The organism is Shinella sedimenti, assembly GCF_022601905.1.
GTDB lineage: Bacteria > Pseudomonadota > Alphaproteobacteria > Rhizobiales > Rhizobiaceae > Shinella > Shinella sedimenti.
Map to the genome: position 1 here is coordinate 26,414 of NZ_JAKVIN010000015.1, position 18,515 is coordinate 44,928.

Below are 18,515 nucleotides of genomic sequence, written 5' to 3' on the forward strand. Positions count from 1 at the left end.
CTCAATTATTCGGACCGCCGGGTGGCTATCTGCGTAGGACATAGTTGTGTATGCCACCAAAAGTTTGAGAAAAGACCGATCCGGACAATGAGCTGCGTTCTACATAATGAACCCCGTCGGCTGAAGAGCAACATCGCAACCGTTACTCGAGCGGTGGGGTCGGATTTGCCATAGCCCATACCCATATCTCCTTTCCTAATGATTGCGGTCTAGAACCGACGTTCAGCGCAGGCAGACAGATAAGATGTGATAACTCCTCACAGCCTACCCGACGGTAGCAGTGCCACATTTGGAGTTACGGAAAGTGGCGCGCCTTAGTTTCAGGAAGACCACAAGTTCCACCATTTTATGCGCGTACAATCCGGGTGAGGCGGCGTTTGAGCTTTTTGTGCGTCACATCCAATGGAGAACAGCGTGATCAGTGCCGAATTCGTAAAGCGCGCCCGGCTTCTGCCGTTAGGACGCCGATTTCGGGGTTGGCAATGCTCTACCGATCGCGCGCACGAAAATACACTTCAGATGCCCGGAACGCGCCGCCGACACGCTTACACTGAACGACAACATCAACCGAAGCACGAAGTAGGGTCAGTACTTCGGTACGTTCCATGCCTCGACCAGCGTCAGATTCCTTTACCAGGAGAGCCAGTTGCTCAAATGCCAGAACCACCGAGCCGGCATGAACGGTGGTGATCGAACCAGGATGTCCAGAATTGACGTTGCGAATATAGTAGAAGGCAGTTCCGTCGCGGAGCTCGTGCAGCATAATGCGATCCGGGCGCATGCGCAAACTCGCCTCCAGCAATTCCTTCGGGCCTGCATTGGACAGCCCCTGCCCATCTTTCGAATAGAACAATCGGACGTTGTTCTGCTGTGGAATAACAAGCTCTGCCGTGTCCTCGATTGATATAATTCGCTCCTCGCCGGGTATTTGTTTGATGAGAGCTTTGCACAATGTGGTCTTCGCGGAGCCGGTCGCGCCCGAAACCACAATGTTCATCCGAGAAATCACGGCCTGTCGTAGGAAGTCCTTGATCCGGCCGTCGGTGTAGAGCCTTGCCAAGTCATCACGCCCAGTGGGTGCGTCGTTCGAAACGGTGCACGTGTTCGCGAAAAACTGACGGTGTTCCAGATCATCGAGCGTGAAGTCGACTGACGATGGTTTCCGTATCGTGATGCTCACCGTGTTTTCTAGCGTTGCCGGTGGGATGACGATCTGAATGCGCTCGTTTCCGGGGAGGATTGCTGAGAGGATCGGCCGTCGCTGATCGATGGATTGATGTGAGAAGCTGGCTACGGCCCTAGCAAGCCGCATGAGCTTATCGAATGTGAGGGTCGGAACGTCAAAGGCCCTCCACCCATCCATACCCTCCGTCAGCACTTGACCAGGCCGATTGATGATCACCTCATACAGTGATGTGTCCGCAAGGAAGATCGCTATCGGTGACAGTAGCTCACGAACTACCGTGGCGTCGGTTTCCTGCGTCATCTGGCTTTCCCTATTTCGTCACAAGCTTTGTGTCTGGAGCAAAGTCACCCATTACAGCCCTATCTAGGATGCGGCGCTTGGGCTCGGTAACCCGCAGGTGATACACGTCCGAGAAGTCGAGATCGCGAGCTACGAAGATTGACAGGACCCCGCCTTGATGCATGGTCAAGGTCGGCGGAATGTTGATCGACTGCTCGACAGCAATGGCTGCGGCCTGCTGACCGGCGCTCGCGGTGTTCCGCCCATCAACATCGCCGTTCTGCAACCGACTGTTCGCATAGCTTGTCGCATCGCCTATAATCGAAAGCAGCAACGCGCTGCCGAACCGCTCCCACCAATGGGTATCGAGATGGCCTACGATGCCGGCGCGGCCGAGAGCATCGGTGGCCGGTGAGGCAAGGGTGACGATCACGCCCTTTGGGGTTTTTGCTCTGGTCCACAGAACGAAAAGTCTTTTGTGCCCTCGCTGCAGGGCACCCCGATATTCTCCGACGACATGGGTGCCCTTCTCCATGAGAACGACCCTGCCATTGTCGGAAAGAACGTCGCGGTTGATAACGCAACTGGTAAAGCCCGGTTGATCCGAAGCCAGTGCGGTCTCTAGCACGCAGGGGATAGATGTCCCCATCGCAACGATGAAATCTCGATTACCAAGCGTTCCAGCGCGCGAGCCTTCAAGACGCGAGGGCTGCAAACGACCTTTAAACTTCTGCTGATCAGCGTCCGACCGGATCTGGCTTGTCATGTTATTGTCCAGGGGAACCCAATCGCTGTCTATCGAAACGGCCTGGTCATTGATTTCGACACGAGACGAGGCGTTTCTCTGGCTTCCGCTATAAGCCATGACAGGCGCACGTCGTGCTGAATCCAGCAGTTCGTCCCTTTCCTCGACAACAGGCGTGGGCAGCTTGACCTCTGGGACGGCCTGGATCGGCTCGATTTTCTCCCGGGCGGGCTCGAAGGTGTTGGTCTGGCGTATGACGACCCGCTGGGGCTGTGTTTGATCGTCCTTCCTCTTGTTTCCTGAGGTTGACCAGATCGCAAATCCGACAAAGCACAAGACAGCGAGCGCCACCGCACCGCGTTTGAGAACGGGGTTGCTGTCTATTCGCCTGGCCGTGACTGTCTCGGCACGTTCGCCGGGGATGCGGGTCTCGTCTTCATGTAGCATTGTCGCCGCCTCCCCTATTTTGCCGTTTGATGAGATTTCACAACGCGCTCAACCGAAGGAGATGTCGTGTAGGTTTCGGGGTTGATCCCAACTCGTTCATAGGCCTCGTTAAACACGCACAGGACGTCCTTGCCGCGGCGCAGGATAAATTTGCGGCTGATCGCATGGATCATCACAAGGTTGCCGTCGACCGACTTGGGCACCAGACTCTCCGAGCCGTCCGAGTTTTCGATATAGATCGCCGGCATCTCCTGGTTGCCCAGAAAGGCGAAGGTCGTCATCTTGCCATTGTCGTAGACGCTCTGCGGCTCGAGCGCCTGAGACCCCTGCGCCGAGTAACGCCAATTGCGCGGGCCGTACGCTTCATGGAGTGCCAGCACAGTATTGGCCTCCTTTGCCTGGGCGGCAAGTGCGCGTGCCGCCGCCTGCTGCCGCCGCAGTTCAGCCTCATCCGCGGGATATCGAAACTTCACATAGAAATACGTATTCTGGCCGACTTCAACTGTGCCTTCGCGCACCGTCAACTCCATCTGGTAGCTGCGGGTCGAACCGTCCCGCCGTGTTGTCACGACAGAAATATTCGTGACGGGCTGCTTCTCGCGGGGCTTCAAGAAAAGGATGTTGCCGGCCGGCGCTACTTCCCAAGCCACACTGTTGCCTAGCGCGACATGAGCGACCTCTTCGTCTGCCGCGAACTCGACCTGCACGGAAGAGCGGAGCGAGCCAACTATCTTGGTGATATTATAGGGCTGATAATCCACGAAGCGGACACGGCTATCCTGTGAAGCGCCGCGCGGGATCTCCAACGCATGAGAGTTCGAGACGGCTCCTGTTGAGAGAGCAGCAACAAGGAACATTTTTCGTATCAATTGATCGCCTCCGGGTCGGCACGGTACTCGCTCACCGCAAAGCCGAGGGGATTTACAAGCCGGTCCGTCGCGGACATTGGAGCGTTGGCATAGGAGTAGGTCAGAGTCGCGACCCAATGGGTGGTGCGGACCTCGTCGGTCCGCGTAACCGTGCGCATGTACCGCACCGAGACGACGTTCTGATTTATGAGCGAAATCGACGCAATGTTTATCTTGGCCGTTGCTGAGTGACCGTAGATGACCTGCGGCGACTCCGGATTACTTCCCCGATAAGTCGCTGCAAACCGATCTTGCTCTGCCTGTGTAGACAGGAGTGCAATCGTCCGAAAATTTTCCTGCGCCTCGCTCCACACATAGCCCTCGCGGGCACGGACATATTTCGCTGCGAAATATTTCGTCACGGCTTCGTCATAGGTAGCGTCATTCGACGTCAGGGCAGAGACGACATCGACGATGCCAGTTGAGTTGTCGACACGGACGACGAACGGTTCGACCGTCTTAAGGGGACTCAAACCGGCCACCGCAAAGACAGAAACGACTGCCAGGACACCGGCCGCGATCGCAATCGCCCACGCCACACGGTTGGAGCGTTCGATCTGAATCATCCTATCCTGGTCGAAACGCCGCGCCCTCTCGAAATAACTCTTCAGGTTCTCTGTTCCAATCATGTCCTCACCCCACGCAGGAACCATGCGAGCCCTCGATATCGAGGTGGGCAAAAGCCTCCAACTCTTCGAGCCGCGCGGTATACGGCATAATAAACGTCGATGATCTCGTCTCCGACCGGCTGGATTGCAGACTTCGGTAGCCCTCCCATTCCCACATCGAGCGATTGAGGGGACGGCGCGAATAGCCATCACATTTCGGCAGCGGGTCGGTCAGCGATGCACAGCTGCCAAATACGGTGGCCATCGCGAGCAGGAGGGAGAGCCTCATCATTTGGGAGGACCTCTTCATACTGTTGTTGGGAGAAATCATTGTCTTGATCCGCTCCTGCCGGCCGCTCGGCCAACAAACCGAGCTGTCTGTGCGATGGCATGCCCAGTGCTTCTGGTTCCACGGGCAAGCATCCCCTCATGCGCGTCGCGAGCGGCACTGTAGCCATAAGCCAGCGACGCACCACCGGCGGCGAGCGCTGATGCGATGCCGGGGAGCTGATAGAAGACGTAGAGCGCCGCAATGCCAATGGCGCAAAGCGCGGTCGGTCGCATGAGAACATCGCTATAACCGTCGATCGCCGTGAAGGTGGAATCGATGCACGAGATCAGCAATGATCCAACGGCCACCACGAGAACCTGGAGTACGACGAAGTTGGCCAGTTGGCCAATCCAGGCCTCCGTGAAGCGACGTGTGGACTGGAACATCGCGAAAGCCACGAAAATGGGGCCGATCGCCAACACGATGGCGAGCGCCAGCCGAGCATACAGCGAGACGACGTAGCCTAAACCGGCGACAAGGAAGCTCACCACGATCACCATCATTCCGCCGACGCCAGTGACGATATCCACGGGCCAGGAGGCGCGCGACCAGATATCTGTCGCCGACGCCTGCCCCTTGTCCAAGAGGCCGTCGAACGTGCTGGCGCTTGGTGTGGTGCCGGAATTCAGAGCCTGTGAGACCTCGCGTGGGAGGAAATCGAAGAAAACATTGGTGACATACTTTTGGTATTCGCCAGCGTTTTTGACGAGCAGGACGATAATGGCGAGCTTGATTGCACGGAAGACGAACTCAAGGACCGGCTCCGAGACCGAACCGCGCAGAACGAGATAACCATACAGCACGATATAGATGGTGACCGCGGCAGTCAGCGGACCGGTGACCCATTCTGCGATATTCAACGTCCCGTCGGAAACGAACGTCTCCAACGGTTGTTTAAACTGTCCGTCGATGAACTCGAACACCTGATACATCTTGTCATTCCTCAAGGGTTTGCGCTTCCTCTGAAGGTGCCGTCTGCGGTCGGCAGCTTCAGCGTTTGCGCAGTTGTTCGTGTCTACACCGCTTAAACGAGTTGATGCGGCAGTCGGACTGGATGCGGACGAGCAGTGTCTCATCCGCAGTCAAATCGCTGACGGAATGAGCCTCGCTTCTCTGCGGAGCACCCAGTGAGTACGAGGAGGCGAGCCACGGCGGCAAGCTGCCTTACCGCAGCGCCGCTTTCATCGAATCCATGCGCTGGCGCCACTCCTCGGCTTTGCGCTGGACATCGACCTGGGCTTGAGCGCGCTGAACCATTTGCAGACCCTCCATTCGCATAACGTCCAATTGCAGAAACGCCTGCTCTGCCTGAAGGCGAGCCTGCAGATCCGCGATTTCTTTCGCGTCGCGTGCCGACGAAATTTTTCCACGCAGTTCGTCGATGCCTTCCATGCGTTTCGTCGCCGCATTGTAAATTTGTTGGCCGAGGCTCATCTGCCCAGCATACTGGGCCTGGATCCGCGATAGTTCTTTTGCGTAGAAATCGTCAGCGTCCGTTCGGTAGTTCGAATTGAGCTCGACGAATCTTGAAGCGGACTGGCCGAAGACCCCTGACCCAGTCCCTTTCAGCAAATCCTCAATAGTGGCGAAATCGGACGGAAGGGCTTTCCGAACGGCAGGGTCGTTCAGCACATTGGCGACATCGGCCATATCGGTCAGCTTGTTGAGCGAGCCATAGAGCTGCTGCGCCTGCTCAATCTGCTGGTGTAGCGCCGTCAATTGGGATTTTAGCTGCGCAATGCTCTCGATGTGCTTCAGGATCGCCGTCTGGTCGATCACGGGAATCCCGTGGCTTGCGGCCGTTCCGGCAGAGAAGATCATTATAACCCCCACCGCTGCGCCGTGCAGCCTGTTCATAACCATCAACGCACACTCCTTCGCTCGTGGAAAATAGGAAGCCAGTCCGCTTGATCGCCGCCGACTTGTGCGCGGATCGCATCCGCGAGCTCGACATTGACGGTTCGTCCGGAGAGTATTGCGAGTTCGTCGTCGAAGCCGTTGAGATCTAACTCAGCGACGACGCTGTTGTGCCCTTGCTTCACTACGAACCGTCGGCTTTCGATGGAGAGCTCGCGCGCGATAATTTCATATTCGCGTTGGGTCAGTTTGAAGCCGCTCACGTAATCGGCGTGATCGCCACGAGCATTCGGAAGAAAAATCTGGGTCGGGCATTGTTCGATGATAGTGTGGGCGATCGATGAGTTGATCGCGTCGCGTGGGCTTTGCGTGGCAAACAGCATGAGACCGTTTTGCTTGCGGATCGTCTTCAACTTGTTCTGAGCGAGATCCCGGAATCCCTCGTCCTGCAGCGCCTTCCAGAATTCGTCGATAACGATAATGATCCGTCGGCCGTCGATCAGTTCTTCCACGCGGTGGAAGAGGTAGGCCATCAGTGGCGTGCGGATTTCCTCGTTGTCGAGGAAATCGGTCATGTCGTAGCCGACCATCTTTCCGCTGAAGCCGAGATCTCCGACGCCGATATCCTCGATGGCGTTGTCGAAGACCCATCCAAGCGGACCTCCCCGTTCCCACCGACGCAGCCGCGCGGCGATGCCCTCGGGGTTTGTGTTGTCGAGGAAGGTCCGGAGGGCGCCAATCGTACGGCGGTCCATCGGCAGGTCGGCCAGACCATCGATCGCAACGGCAATGTCTCGCAGCTCAGTTACTGACAATTCCCGCGTACAGGATCCGACCAGCTTTCCGACCCATTGCGCAAGGAACACCTTGTTTTCCGGCGTAAGCTCGAGCGCCTTTAGGGGAGCGCAACCGGTCGGCGTTCCGTTCTTCAGGGGGAAATAGGCTCCGCCCGCAGCCCGGACATAGAGATCGCCCCCACGGTCCTTGTCGAAGAAGACGACATACGGATCGTGCTTCTCAAGTTGCGACAGCATGAAGTTAAGCAATACCGTCTTTCCAGCGCCTGACGGGCCACAAATGAACGTATTGCCAAGATCGCCATAGTGGAAGTTAAAATAGTAAGGTGATCCGGACGCGGTCTTCAGAAGCGCGACGGCTGGGCCCCACTCGTTTCCGTCCCTTCGACCTATGGGATAGGAATGGAATGGCGAAAGCGCCGCGAAATTCCGTGATGTGATAGCACCAGACCTCGCGCGGAACCGAAAGTTGCCGGGAAGTTGCGCCCACCATGCCGCTTCAAGGCCAAGGTCCTCGCGCGCGACAACGGCGCCCCCGTTTGTCAAGCTCGCCCGGGCCGTGGCAAGATGATCTGCCAATTCCTGCACCGACGGCGCGAAGACCGCGAGTGACAAATGATGCTCGCCCAAAACGAACCGGTTCGACTCAAGTCCGTCCATCGCGCCGTCGAGTTCGTCGACTTGCGATACCGCCTTGTCGCCACTGCTGAGCATTTGATTCTGCTTGCGGCCCATTATGGTCCGCGCATCCACCTTCGAGATAAAGGAGAAGGATTGCGACAGGATTAGTTCGAACGGGCTTTTCAAAACATCGTCCAGCATCCCGGGTCTGGTGGTGGCTGGATATTCCTTGAAGCTCATCATGCCGGCAAACCGGCTCTCGGCCTCGTGTCGAATCTCGATCGTTTCGCGGCCAATGATGACGCGGTCCGAATAGATCGCCGAGGCAATGCGGCCTTCTGTAAGAGGAACTGGTTCCGATCTTCCACCGACGAGTTGGTGGAGAACCTCGCTCGGCTGGGAGAACGCGAGCCCCTCATGGTCATAAAGCGACAAGACGCGAGGCTTGAAGCGCTTCAAGCCGGCCTTAATATCGATGACCTTGTCGCGGAGTTGCTTCAGCGCCTCTTCGTCGAGCTCTACGCACGACCGCCTCACCCTGACCAGGCGTGACAACAGTTTCGCAGCCCTCTCCGCCGGGTCGCGCGGCGGCGACCAAACGACGGATAGGTAGAGGTCGTTTCGAAAGAGATCAGCACGAACGATGCGCTCGCGATATTGCCTGTTGAGTCTGGAGGAAAACGGTGCGTTGAATGTCCCTTCTGGATAGGAGTTATCGCGACGACGGATCAGGTGCGCCCAGAGTGAAAGCCGCTCGTCCGCAATGTTCCTGTAAAGTGTGTTGAGGTCGCCATGTAGCGAATTAAGATCGTGAACATCCGCGGTCTCGAAGGAGACGCCTTCGAGTGCGATTACCATCATTAGCGCCCGCGACTCCAGAGCAATTGTTCTTTCATCGACATGGCGTACGTAAGGAATGAAGGTTTCGGGATCGAGCTCCCTCAACCTGATCGTTGCGGCACTAGGCAAAGCCGAAATCCCTTTCATCGAAACGGCGAGAAAGCCTCAGCGGCGAGACAGATGTGCCTCCCCAATGGAATGTGTTACGTGATCGTCCCCGCGTTTCCACCCAGGCAATCGCGATGCGGAACATGTTATGGTCGTGCTTGACAAGCGCCCGGAAGAGAAAGTGAAAGACCACGCCTATCAGTGCGTACGCGACCGAGCCGGCGGTAAGGTAGAAGATCGTTGTGACAATGACATTGATACCCATCGCCTCTACGGTCACACCTGCGAACATCGCCGGCCGCGTGCAAGCGATGAACAGCGTGTCTTCCTCAAGTGTCGAGCGCCCCGTCACCATAGGTCAGCTTCCGATGATCGTACTGACGAGCTCGGAAGAGCCCGCGATGACACCAATACCGACGATCCAATAGCCAGCACGTCTGAGGTCCATGTATCCAAACATCCATGCGAGCGCGATCAAGATCACAGCGATCGTCGCGAACAGGCGGAATACGTTGCCCTGCAAAATATCCACCACATTCTGCAAGATCGTCTCGATCCCGGCAGCCTGGGCGAAAGCTGGTTCGGCCGGTGTCAAGAGAAGGGCAATCGCCATCACGGCGGAGGTCGCGATCGAACGGGTGCGATAATCGAGGATCATGTCATTCTTCTCCATTCTTATTCTGAAAAACGAGGATCGACGAGCGTTGCCGGGCGTTAAAGACGTCCCATGAAGGCACTTTTGCGTCGGGTTGGGTCGCGTGAGGGGAATTCTCAGCCGGGTCTTCGAGCAAGCGGCCTTCTGATCGGGGATCCGCCTCATTGCTGTTGATCTCCACGAGGTGACCGATTGTCAGCGTCGCAATTGCTGACTTTGACCGTTCAATCGCGCGCCTAACCTGATCGTCGTAGTTAACCAGAGCGCCGATTGATGGATCACCCCGTCCATAGAACGATTGCAGCATGATCTGTTCGGCCCGGTACTTATCGGAACCAGAGTTGATGGCGACGCGATAATACCCATCGAGCAGCGTTGCCGTTGCCTTCAGGTTGAGGCACGGGTCAAATGCGTCGGAAATTGAAAGGTTTAATTTATCGAGGTCGTCCAGTTCGATCCCGCCCAAGCCAAGCTTAATATCGTGGCGTTCGGCGGCGAGTGCCGTGGCGGTTTCGATCGCCTGAGCCAACGTGGTCGGCTGTTTCACTGAAATGAGCCCACTGTTGATGCGGATGTTTAGGGGCGCGAATCGGCTTTCGAGACTGATGACGCCTGCTAGTGTTTCGGTCGCAATAAAGGGTGCGCAAGCCTGCACAAGATCAGCAAAGGAAACGGGCATGACTAGAACCACACCCTCTGCTTGCCGGCACCCTCAATGATGACTTCGATGTAGCGCGGTTTCTCACGTACGAGCGGGCTGGAAGTCGAAAAGGCGGTGCAGTACTTGCGCCCGTCCTTCCATTCCCAACGGGCGGGGAATGATGAGGGATAGCCTCCTCTCCTAGAGGTGCGGTCGCGTCCGCATTGGCGATCATCCACGACCTGCTTTGAAATAGACACGCAGGTCGCATGACGCCCGGACTGACCTTGTCCCGCGATCAGGCGATAACCCTCGCCACAATAGAGAGGCTCGTATTGTGGACGCGAACTTTGGAACCCGGCGCCGCTGCAAGTAGGGAATGATCGGCCTTTTGCCAGCCACCTCCAGAGTTTGTGTATCGGCGGCCTGCATGCCGCAAACTGCGTTGGGCCTCCGGGATTGGAAAGGCATAAGATAACTTGGCAGCCCCAGTCATCGGCGCGAGCGCTTTGTCCGGAAGTGAGATATACTGAGCCGAAGCCTAAAGCCGCTGTAACCGTTCGAAAGAAAAGGCGTTTCATGCCCTAGAGCCTCCGATTAGAGTTCCGTTCGGACCGGACGAGAGATTCGTCTTGTCACCACGATCTTACTATGCGAATAATAGATAGTTAAACCAATGGCAAGCAAATTAAGCGACCGATGGCAAACCCAGGCCTTACCTCTCTTTGCCGTGCGAGAGATTCTTGACAAACCCCTGGAGGATGAGACGCCGCAATCCCGCATCAAACAGATCGGCATGATGAATATCCTGTACATGATGCACCAGGCTCATGAAAAGCTAACGCTCTCAAATGTAATAGAGTTTACCGGGATGACGCGAAGTGGAGTTCTTGAGACGATCGAACTCTTGGTCCGGCGAGGAGTCCTAATCGAGACGCTCGGGAAGAACTCCATGGGCAGGGGAACGGCTAGACAGTTTGCATTCGACCCCCAGGTTTTTAGGGCGCTTCGCGGTAACGCCACGAATGAAGCAGAGTGATTTTACCTATCGATAGTTTTCATTCTCACTTGATACGGCAGACACCATTTCAGTGATAAAGAAAGTGATCTACCTGTCGCGTTGTGGGCTCGGACTCTCATTGCAAAAGGGAGCCCGTATGCAATGTAGGTGGTTGCGAATCGGGAGTGAGGCTGCGGTGCGGCCCGACTTAGGTTAATCGAGCGAGCCAAAACCCCTATCCGCTTTCCTGGCGCATTGACGCTTCTTGGGTCGCTTCGCTACGAAACGCCGCGTATTCTTCGTGTGATCATAATGACTGTCACGGCAGCCGACAGGACCGCGAGGAGGTTGTAGGTCATCGCGCCTGAGAACGCGTCGGCATATCGCTGCGCCTGCGATAGCCCTTCGACGGGTTTTTTACCAAGAATGCCAACGAAGAAGATGCCGACAACAGAGACCCCGAAGGCGCCTCCAACCTGCTGCATGGTGGAAATGACGCCAGCCGCCATACCGGCCTTTCTGTCCTCGATGACGCCGATCACCATATTTAGGAGCGGCGTCATCGAGAGGCCTTGTCCAAATCCGAACACAACGAGCGCTGGCAGAAGCGCCCTTTGAACAGGTTCATCTCCAAGATTACCGACACTCATCATGAGCCAGCCGATGCCTGCCGCATAGACCATCATCCCGCCAGCGACTGCTATTTTTCCACAACGATCCACGAGCTTCGGGGCGATCACCGATGCGGCGACGAACCCCACGCTTGCCGGTGCAAACAGCGTACCGGCTTCAAAAGGTGTCATGCCGAGACCCGACTGTACCAGCAAGGCGAAGCAAAGAAAGAGCGAGGTTGACGTTGAATAGATCAGAAGCACCACCAGGGACCCTGCGGAAAACTGGGTACGTCGAAACAGGCTAACGTCAACCGCAGGAGAACCGCCGCTCTTCGTTACATGGCGCTGCCAGACCAGAAATGCCCTGAACATCGCTACTGAGGCCGCCATGCTGGCCCATGTCCACAAAGGCCAGCCAGCATTCGGCCCTTCCAGCAACGGTAAAAGCAGCAGCAACAATGCCGCTGTTGCCAGCGCAATACCAGGCCAGTCAATGCCGACCGTATCAGCCGAGCGCGATTCGGGGATCAAGCGTGCCAACGGAACCGCGATCACGCCAATCGGAAGATTTATGAGGAATATGATCCGCCAACCGAAGCTAAACAGATCGCTTTCCACGAGAAGCCCGCCGAGGACCTGTCCAGCGATGGCTGCTAGCCCCAGTGTCATTCCAAGGATGCCGAAAGCCCAGCCCCTGCTCGCTTCGTCATACATTACCCGTAGCAGAGCATACACCTGTGGAAACATGATCGCGCCGGTCGCGCCTTGGAAAAAACGTGCACCGATAAGGCTAGTTGCATCGGGCGCGATGCCACACAGGAATGACGTGATCGCAAAACCCGCCATCCCGAGTGAGAACAAGCGGCGACGGCCGTAGCGGTCGCCAAGCCTTCCGCCCGCGATCAGCAAGACCCCAAAGGCAAGTTCATATCCAGCGATTACAAACCCAACCTCGGCAAAGCTAGCGCTAAAGTCAGACTGTATTGAGGGAATAGCGACATTGACCACGAACAGGTCAAACACGGTGATGAAACCGCCGAGCAACAGGATGGCCAGCGCAAAAGCCGAGGGCCGTGCTATAGCACGGCTCCGGCGGATACGGGTTCCAGCAGGGACTTTATCGAGGTTCATGAGCAACTCCTTCGTTCTTGAAGTCGCTTCGCACACGCTTTAAACTGTTACTATGGAACAAATTATCCTATTACTATGAACAACGTGTTTGACAACCGCCTGGATCGCAAGCACGGCGAACTGGCCGATTTTTTGCGGCGACGCCGAGAGAGCTTGTCACCGCTGGATGTCGGTCTCCCAGCCGGGAAAGGGCGACGCACTCCAGGGCTACGACGTGAGGAAGTCGCTGCGCTCGCGGGCGTCGGCATAACTTGGTACACGTGGCTCGAACAGGGCCGAGACATCAAGGTCTCCACCGCCTTTCTAGATAATGTCTCGCGTGTCCTCAAACTGGATGAAACGGAACGACGCCATTTGTTTCTCCTTGCACACCAAAGGCCACCCGCCATTTCGGGCCAAGCATGGTGCGAGGTCCCGACATTGGTGCGCCGGCTTCTGGATGACCTTACGGAGCGTCCATCGTACGTTTTGAATCTTCGATGGGATGTGATCGGATGGAACGCCGCCGCCGAACAGCTCTTCAAGTTCGAGCAGCGCGACCCCGGTGACCGGAATATGCTCTGGATGTTGTTCGCCGATGATCGTCTCAATCGTAGGATCGTGGGATGGCACGTTCAGGCTCCGCAGGTTCTGGCGAGCTTCCGACGTGATTTTGCCCGGGCCCCGGAAGACGAAAGCATGATAGGACTCGTCAGATCCTTAGAGCAGGTATCTTCATCGTTCAGAACGCTGTGGAACCAGTACGACGTGCATGGTCGCTGTGATGGCCGGCGGAGCTTCATTGTAGAAGGCCAAGGAACGGTGGCGTTCGATCATTCGTCCTTCATCGTGGACGAGGAAAAGCACCTCCGTCTCGTATATTACGCGGTGGCTACTGACCGGGAGATTGGTGAAGCGGCGACAAACTGAAAATCCGATGGGCCGGTTGACGAGCGGCGAGCTTTCAAGGCGCAATGGGACTACGCGGGCGGAGGGCGACCACATGGAGAAATCATGTCTTGAGGCATGAGGGCCCACCCGCTCTGAGCGAAGGGCCTGCAATGGCCGGTATGCTGGCGACTCAAGTCCTACGCGGCAGCACCAGGAGTGAACAATTCTTTCGTCATGCCGATCGATAATTGCGCTCTGCATGGTAGTCATCAAGAGCTTGGAGGCGACATTCGCATGCTGACAGCGAAGAACATCAAGCCGATGACTGCAAAGCCCGCGAACACGCTAAACATTGCGACGCCCCCAAACGTCTCGAGAACGGCACCGCCAATCGCAGGACCGATGAAACTTCCAATCATCGAGAACGATTGGGCACCAAAGTAACTCCCTCTATTTCGCTCCGTTGAAGCATTGTCTATCAAAACGTATTCCGATGGAATGACAAGGATCTCTCCGACCGTGAACACGATCATTGACAAGAGGACCCCGGATAATCCGACCGATATCATCAACCCTATCTGGCTTATCACGAAGAACAAGCACCCGACTGCGACGGCTTTGTAGGCACCGAAGCGCTCGACAATACGTCGGGCCAGCGGATTTCCAACAAGGACGACGAAGCCGTTGGTCGATACGGCGTACGCGTATATTTCAACGCCATCGGAGAGGCTGTTTGTAAGATACGGAGCCAGCGTTACGGTCCACTGGCCGTACACTGCGATTAGAAAAGTGCTGCCCGCGATAAAGCTCTGTAGACGACGATCCCGAACTGCGGTCCGAATGTTTGAGAGGAACGCTAGGCCTGCGGCGGGAAGCTGCTCGTCCGCGGAACTTGGTGCTGGAAAATGGATCAGTTGCAGAACCAGGGCGAGCATAAGGTAGATGGCGGATGCGGCGAGAAACAAGGTTGTCGACGCGACCCCCGCGGCCAGACCTATGACGGGCCCAACAGCCCAACCAACGTTTGAAGCAGTGTAACGCCATGAAATGTACTTCAGACGCACAGTCTCGGTGCAAATATCGCTCATAAGGGCACGCGACATCGGGCCATAAAGAGAGATTGCGGTCGCGGTCGTCACCTGGGCTGCACAGAAGACAATTACGGTTTCTGCTAGGGCCAACGCAATCATACCCGTGGCGAGCGTTAAAAGAACCAGCGCGAGAATTTTCTTGCGCCCAAGGCCGTCCGACAGCGCACCTACCACAGGCGCGACGAAAGCCCCTAGCAAGGAACCCGCCCCCAAGAGAAAGCCGATCATTGCGGGGCCGAGGTCAAAATCCTGTTGGAGCTTTATCGCCAGGAAAGATAATGTCATCGCACGCGCGATCGATACCGCGCACGCTCCTGCGACAAGAAACAGAACAGCATATGGAGCCCTAATGTCGGACAGCATGTTACCTCGTCTTCGTATCGCTTGTTGAAGGCGAAGCCGCTTCAATTGAGCGGCACGACCGAGATCAGACCTAAAGCTCCCGCAGCAATTCGAATCCAACGCGTCATTTCACGATCCGTCTAGCTAACGATTTCGGTAGGTTGGCCTGCCCCTCAAACCCGTGGACGATCAGGGCGGCCGGTTCAGTGGTGCGCCACGGTAGCGGCCGCAAACATCGCCGCTTCTGACCGACCAAGGGAGATCGCGGCCGTCCGTCTATCAAGGAGAGGACCATGGTGGATCCACAGATCATCGAACGTTGGCGCACTGCGCCGCGGCTCACGTCCTTCGCCCCTTTCTTCGAACAGACTGCGAGCGGGCAAGGGGGAGCTCCTGACATCGGCAAGCCCGCGCCGGATATCAGCCTTCATGATTTCGATCTCGACTGCGCCGTTTACGCCGATACGCATGTTCGGCTTTTCGGCCCCTTCGACAGCCATTATCACGCGAGCATTCCCTACCGGCTCGAAGAGACCTGCCGTCTCGGGTCGACGATACTGTCAGTCTGTCTTCGCCGCTGGGCGAAAACCGCCCAGGCCTCGACCCTTTACACCTTGGGCGCTGGTACGGGCTGCATGGCGCGGTCGATCGCCGTGCTGGGTGACGGTCGCGTCAACACACTCGCCTGCAGCCCAACGCCCGCGAACCGGGCAGCATTCTTCGCTAAGCGGGGAAGCGAATACGCGCATTTTTTCCTCGGGCCGTTCTTCGAGTTGGATGCGGCTCGCTACGCCAGCGATCCCGACCTCGCCCCCTTTCGCGACGGTTTCAATGTGCTTGTCGAAGACACGACATTCCAAATGTACGATCGGGACCGTGCCGCGCAGCTTTCGTTCATCACACCGCGCCTGCGGCACGGGGGGATTTTAGTGCAGGTCCAGAAGCTTGCGCACAAGGACCACGACGTTTATGCGGAGCGCGAGAACCAGAAAGACAGCTTGTTCAAGAGCCGCTTCTTCTCGGCCAGACAAATATCTAAAAAGAAATCGGAAATTCTCGGAACAATGGCGAATTGCCAAGTCGACTTGCAGGCGACGATCGCGGCCTTGCGGCTGTTCTTTCGCTATTCGGTGGTGACTTGGAACAGCGGAAACTTCTATACCATCGTCTCGTCAAATTCGAGGGCGTCGATCCTAGAGTTCTTATCGCTGATGGTCAAACCGGCGATCCCGCCCGCTTTCTGCTACGAGACACTGCCAGCGGTAATCATCGACACGCCATCTGAACCACTCGGCCCTGCCCTCTCGTGGCGGCGCGCCAACGGTAGGGCGGCAATAGCTGCTGGGTGCGCTAAGGAACCGTGAAATGGATAAACCGTCGGCTTCGAATTCGACGTCGTACTGCAGCCCCGCCGATGTGCGACGATCGCTCTCCTACCTCATGCCTAAGCTCGCCCCCTATTGGGAGAGGCCACTCACTTCGTATGCGTCTAAGCTCTATCGGGTCGAGCACCTCTCCGCTGAGAGCGCTGCCCGCAATCATGCGAGAAATCTCCTCCGCACATGCATCGAGCGCGCGGCGCGACGGTTCAGCTACACGGAAGAAGAAGCGCGGAGCGCAGGTCGCGAATTCGTCGCTTCGCCGGTCCTTCAGACTGGCCCGCATTGTCTGCTGCTGTTCGAGCCGGATGCCTTTTATACGCACCTGTTCAGTATGATGGGCCTGATGGCTCATAATCGGAATTGGTACATCAGCTACTTCGCTTCGACGTCGGGCTTTTCAGAACGCGCGAAGAAAGGACCTGGCTGGATCCGAGTGGGCGGCGAACCACTCAATCTGTTCGGCGTGCCTCGGAATCGAATGGATAGTTCCAGCATAGGCTGCTTGAATGGACCCTACCGCTATGCGCTGACAAACGCGAAGGGCGAAAGCGCGCCCAATGCCCATGCGGCTTGTCTCCTCGTCAATCTTCCCAGTGCAGAGTTCGCCTCGGCGGCGGAGGCGATCAAAGCGGGCAACCGGGATCTATGGCGCCGAACGTTTGTCCCGTCAATCAGACTGCTTCAACTGGATGATTTTGATGTGGCCGACCTGATCGCCGACCATCTCGAAGATCCAACGTCCTGGATATCGTCGCAGTTTGTAGGCAACGGGGCGGTCGCCAATTCAATTCTGACTGCGCTCGACGACTTGCAGACAGGTCCATGGGCGGGTTGGGTTCGTCGAACGACTGACTTCTTCTGGCGCATGGCGGAGAACCGGGTCACTCCTTTGCGCCTTGAGAGCGACGCACTCATGAGCGACAAAGCCCCAACGCTTTCGGTGAGGTTTCGACCCGATGCCATCGCAGCGGCGCTCCGCAACAGGCTTATACTTCCCAACTTACTACTGGCGTTTCTCGTCATCTCCATCTTACCCGGTGTGAGGGTTCTTGGCGGCTTCAAACAAGTCGTCTATTATCCACTGATGCGATATCTGACCTCGGCCGGCATTCAGCAGTCTGGCAATGTCGATCTCCTCGCCGACATGGTGAACGACAACCAGCCCGGTGTATGGGGACATCGCGTGCTACGGCGCGCGGAGTCCGACCCGTTTCATGAGGTTAACGTTGCCGGTGGCATCGCGCCGCTGTTACAGGCCTATGGCAAGCTTTCGCTTTCCGACGCAAGTGGGGATCTCAAGTGTTTCACGGAAGATTGTATGTGGTCGCGGCTCGCGGCAAACATTGCCAACCGCACCATTGCTAGCGCGTCTGACGAATGGAGGTGGTCTGGCCGCTGAGCATGTTGGCTACCTCCAGGGGTTTGCGGATGCCTTGTAAAGGTGGATGGGTGTGCCGACTTGCTGGATGCGGCCCTCGTTGAAGACGGCGATGCGAGCGCGAACCGTAATCTCCTCCTGCTCGTGGGTGACTAAGATGGTGTTCAGCTTCAGGCGCTGCTGGAACTCACGCAGCTCGCCCACGTCGACGCAGATCCTTGCGCCCCAGGTTCGACAGCGCTCGTCGAGCAACACAATCTTGGGCTCGATGGCGGTGCTGCGAGCGATCGCCACCCGCTGCTGCTGCCCGCCGGAAAGCTGCGGACGGCCGCCGGTCACAAGATGCGAACGCCCCACAAGTACGAGAGCATATGCAAGCGCTTTCACATCTAAGCGCGCTGCACCCACCGCTCTTCCACGCTGACGACAATGTTGCGTGCAACCGTAACGTCCGGCCAGAGTGCGTAGGACTACACCAACATATTAATGCCCGCCTCCACGGCGACCTGCCGTGCACTTTAACCGCGGAAAACGACCGCGGCGTTCTGCGCCTCACTGATGCCGGCTATGAGACGCAGCAGCGTGATCATCCCACATGACGTAAAGTCGTAAGCCTCCGGTGAAGGCCACAGGTCAGGCAGCTTGAGCGTTGACGGTCGGCGGCGTCCAATTCCACGGAAGCAAC

General features: G+C 57.0%; 19 protein-coding genes. 4 read left to right on the forward strand and 15 right to left on the reverse strand.

The window, feature by feature from the left end:
- Positions 1–487: 487 nt before the first annotated feature.
- The 12 genes from virB11 to MKI86_RS23190 form a co-directional block, all read right to left on the reverse strand.
- Positions 488–1,486, reverse strand: a complete 999-nt coding sequence (gene virB11, locus MKI86_RS23135; RefSeq protein WP_241605765.1) for a P-type DNA transfer ATPase VirB11 — start codon at positions 1,484–1,486, stop codon at positions 488–490.
- A 10-nt stretch (positions 1,487–1,496) separates the two neighbouring features.
- Complete coding sequence (virB10, locus tag MKI86_RS23140; RefSeq protein ID WP_241605767.1) at positions 1,497–2,657, reverse strand: type IV secretion system protein VirB10; 1,161 nt, start codon at positions 2,655–2,657, stop codon at positions 1,497–1,499.
- 14 nt (positions 2,658–2,671) lie between these two features.
- Positions 2,672–3,514: a P-type conjugative transfer protein VirB9 gene (gene virB9, locus MKI86_RS23145; protein WP_241605802.1), complete on the reverse strand. Its 843-nt coding sequence runs from the start codon at positions 3,512–3,514 to the stop codon at positions 2,672–2,674.
- A gap of 8 nt (positions 3,515–3,522) precedes the next feature.
- Positions 3,523–4,194, reverse strand: a complete 672-nt coding sequence (locus MKI86_RS23150) for a VirB8 family type IV secretion system protein (RefSeq protein ID WP_241605769.1) — start codon at positions 4,192–4,194, stop codon at positions 3,523–3,525.
- A gap of 4 nt (positions 4,195–4,198) precedes the next feature.
- Positions 4,199–4,504, reverse strand: a complete 306-nt coding sequence (locus tag MKI86_RS23155) for a hypothetical protein (protein ID WP_370880056.1) — start codon at positions 4,502–4,504, stop codon at positions 4,199–4,201.
- Positions 4,501–5,436 (reverse strand): TrbL/VirB6 family protein, encoded by a 936-nt coding sequence (locus MKI86_RS23160; protein ID WP_241605771.1) that lies wholly within the window; start codon positions 5,434–5,436, stop codon positions 4,501–4,503. The genes MKI86_RS23155 and MKI86_RS23160 overlap by 4 nt, the downstream gene beginning before the upstream one ends.
- A 232-nt stretch (positions 5,437–5,668) precedes the next feature.
- Positions 5,669–6,367 (reverse strand): P-type DNA transfer protein VirB5, encoded by a 699-nt coding sequence (gene virB5 / locus MKI86_RS23165; protein ID WP_241605773.1) that lies wholly within the window; start codon positions 6,365–6,367, stop codon positions 5,669–5,671.
- Complete coding sequence (locus tag MKI86_RS23170) at positions 6,367–8,748, reverse strand: VirB4 family type IV secretion/conjugal transfer ATPase (RefSeq protein WP_507200886.1); 2,382 nt, start codon at positions 8,746–8,748, stop codon at positions 6,367–6,369. The genes virB5 and MKI86_RS23170 overlap by 1 nt, the downstream gene beginning before the upstream one ends.
- Positions 8,741–9,082, reverse strand: a complete 342-nt coding sequence (locus MKI86_RS23175; RefSeq protein WP_241605777.1) for a VirB3 family type IV secretion system protein — start codon at positions 9,080–9,082, stop codon at positions 8,741–8,743. The genes MKI86_RS23170 and MKI86_RS23175 overlap by 8 nt, the downstream gene beginning before the upstream one ends.
- A gap of 3 nt (positions 9,083–9,085) precedes the next feature.
- Complete coding sequence (locus MKI86_RS23180; RefSeq protein ID WP_241605779.1) at positions 9,086–9,385, reverse strand: TrbC/VirB2 family protein; 300 nt, start codon at positions 9,383–9,385, stop codon at positions 9,086–9,088.
- A 1-nt stretch (position 9,386) separates the two neighbouring features.
- Positions 9,387–10,061: a lysozyme family protein gene (locus tag MKI86_RS23185; RefSeq protein WP_241605781.1), complete on the reverse strand. Its 675-nt coding sequence runs from the start codon at positions 10,059–10,061 to the stop codon at positions 9,387–9,389.
- Between the two features lie 2 nt (positions 10,062–10,063).
- On the reverse strand, positions 10,064–10,603 hold the full coding sequence (locus tag MKI86_RS23190) for a hypothetical protein (RefSeq protein ID WP_241605783.1): 540 nt from the start codon (positions 10,601–10,603) through the stop codon (positions 10,064–10,066).
- Positions 10,604–10,698: 95 nt separating this feature from the next.
- Here MKI86_RS23190 and MKI86_RS23195 point away from each other — a divergent pair, with 95 nt between their 5' ends.
- A complete protein-coding gene (locus MKI86_RS23195) occupies positions 10,699–11,061 on the forward strand; it encodes a transcriptional regulator (protein WP_241605784.1) in 363 nt (120 codons plus the stop codon).
- Between the two features lie 239 nt (positions 11,062–11,300).
- Here the strand turns inward: MKI86_RS23195 and MKI86_RS23200 are convergent, their stop codons facing one another.
- Positions 11,301–12,767 (reverse strand): MFS transporter, encoded by a 1,467-nt coding sequence (locus MKI86_RS23200; protein WP_241605786.1) that lies wholly within the window; start codon positions 12,765–12,767, stop codon positions 11,301–11,303.
- 75 nt (positions 12,768–12,842) lie between these two features.
- Between MKI86_RS23200 and MKI86_RS23205 the strand changes: the two genes are divergently transcribed.
- Positions 12,843–13,676, forward strand: coding sequence for a helix-turn-helix transcriptional regulator (locus tag MKI86_RS23205; protein ID WP_241605788.1), 834 nt, complete (start codon positions 12,843–12,845; stop codon positions 13,674–13,676).
- Between the two features lie 230 nt (positions 13,677–13,906).
- On the opposite strand, the gene MKI86_RS23210 is transcribed toward MKI86_RS23205, so the two are convergent.
- Positions 13,907–15,091, reverse strand: coding sequence for an MFS transporter (locus tag MKI86_RS23210; RefSeq protein WP_241605790.1), 1,185 nt, complete (start codon positions 15,089–15,091; stop codon positions 13,907–13,909).
- Between the two features lie 272 nt (positions 15,092–15,363).
- Between MKI86_RS23210 and MKI86_RS23215 the strand changes: the two genes are divergently transcribed.
- On the forward strand, positions 15,364–16,434 hold the full coding sequence (locus MKI86_RS23215; RefSeq protein WP_241605792.1) for a class I SAM-dependent methyltransferase: 1,071 nt from the start codon (positions 15,364–15,366) through the stop codon (positions 16,432–16,434).
- 1 nt (position 16,435) lies between these two features.
- Positions 16,436–17,851 (forward strand): hypothetical protein, encoded by a 1,416-nt coding sequence (locus MKI86_RS23220; protein ID WP_241605794.1) that lies wholly within the window; start codon positions 16,436–16,438, stop codon positions 17,849–17,851.
- 9 nt (positions 17,852–17,860) lie between these two features.
- Here the strand turns inward: MKI86_RS23220 and MKI86_RS23225 are convergent, their stop codons facing one another.
- Entirely contained in the window at positions 17,861–18,217 is a 357-nt protein-coding gene (locus tag MKI86_RS23225) for an ATP-binding cassette domain-containing protein (RefSeq protein ID WP_241605796.1), read from the reverse strand.
- Between the last annotated feature and the right edge of the window lie 298 nt (positions 18,218–18,515).

What these genes read in the sequence shown, in the direction of transcription:
- virB11 (WP_241605765.1), bottom strand. Translation starts at nt 1,486, where the DNA reads ATGACGCAGGAAACCGACGCCACGGTAGTTCGTGAGCTACTGTCACCG.
- virB10 (WP_241605767.1), bottom strand. Translation starts at nt 2,657, where the DNA reads ATGCTACATGAAGACGAGACCCGCATCCCCGGCGAACGTGCCGAGACA.
- virB9 (WP_241605802.1), bottom strand. Translation starts at nt 3,514, where the DNA reads ATGTTCCTTGTTGCTGCTCTCTCAACAGGAGCCGTCTCGAACTCTCAT.
- MKI86_RS23150 (WP_241605769.1), bottom strand. Translation starts at nt 4,194, where the DNA reads ATGATTGGAACAGAGAACCTGAAGAGTTATTTCGAGAGGGCGCGGCGT.
- MKI86_RS23155 (WP_370880056.1), bottom strand. Translation starts at nt 4,504, where the DNA reads ATGATTTCTCCCAACAACAGTATGAAGAGGTCCTCCCAAATGATGAGG.
- MKI86_RS23160 (WP_241605771.1), bottom strand. Translation starts at nt 5,436, where the DNA reads ATGTATCAGGTGTTCGAGTTCATCGACGGACAGTTTAAACAACCGTTG.
- virB5 (WP_241605773.1), bottom strand. Translation starts at nt 6,367, where the DNA reads ATGGTTATGAACAGGCTGCACGGCGCAGCGGTGGGGGTTATAATGATC.
- MKI86_RS23175 (WP_241605777.1), bottom strand. Translation starts at nt 9,082, where the DNA reads ATGGTGACGGGGCGCTCGACACTTGAGGAAGACACGCTGTTCATCGCT.
- MKI86_RS23180 (WP_241605779.1), bottom strand. Translation starts at nt 9,385, where the DNA reads ATGATCCTCGATTATCGCACCCGTTCGATCGCGACCTCCGCCGTGATG.
- MKI86_RS23185 (WP_241605781.1), bottom strand. Translation starts at nt 10,061, where the DNA reads ATGCCCGTTTCCTTTGCTGATCTTGTGCAGGCTTGCGCACCCTTTATT.
- MKI86_RS23190 (WP_241605783.1), bottom strand. Translation starts at nt 10,603, where the DNA reads ATGAAACGCCTTTTCTTTCGAACGGTTACAGCGGCTTTAGGCTTCGGC.
- MKI86_RS23195 (WP_241605784.1), top strand. Translation starts at nt 10,699, where the DNA reads ATGGCAAGCAAATTAAGCGACCGATGGCAAACCCAGGCCTTACCTCTC.
- MKI86_RS23200 (WP_241605786.1), bottom strand. Translation starts at nt 12,767, where the DNA reads ATGAACCTCGATAAAGTCCCTGCTGGAACCCGTATCCGCCGGAGCCGT.
- MKI86_RS23205 (WP_241605788.1), top strand. Translation starts at nt 12,843, where the DNA reads ATGAACAACGTGTTTGACAACCGCCTGGATCGCAAGCACGGCGAACTG.
- MKI86_RS23210 (WP_241605790.1), bottom strand. Translation starts at nt 15,091, where the DNA reads ATGCTGTCCGACATTAGGGCTCCATATGCTGTTCTGTTTCTTGTCGCA.
- MKI86_RS23215 (WP_241605792.1), top strand. Translation starts at nt 15,364, where the DNA reads ATGGTGGATCCACAGATCATCGAACGTTGGCGCACTGCGCCGCGGCTC.
- MKI86_RS23220 (WP_241605794.1), top strand. Translation starts at nt 16,436, where the DNA reads ATGGATAAACCGTCGGCTTCGAATTCGACGTCGTACTGCAGCCCCGCC.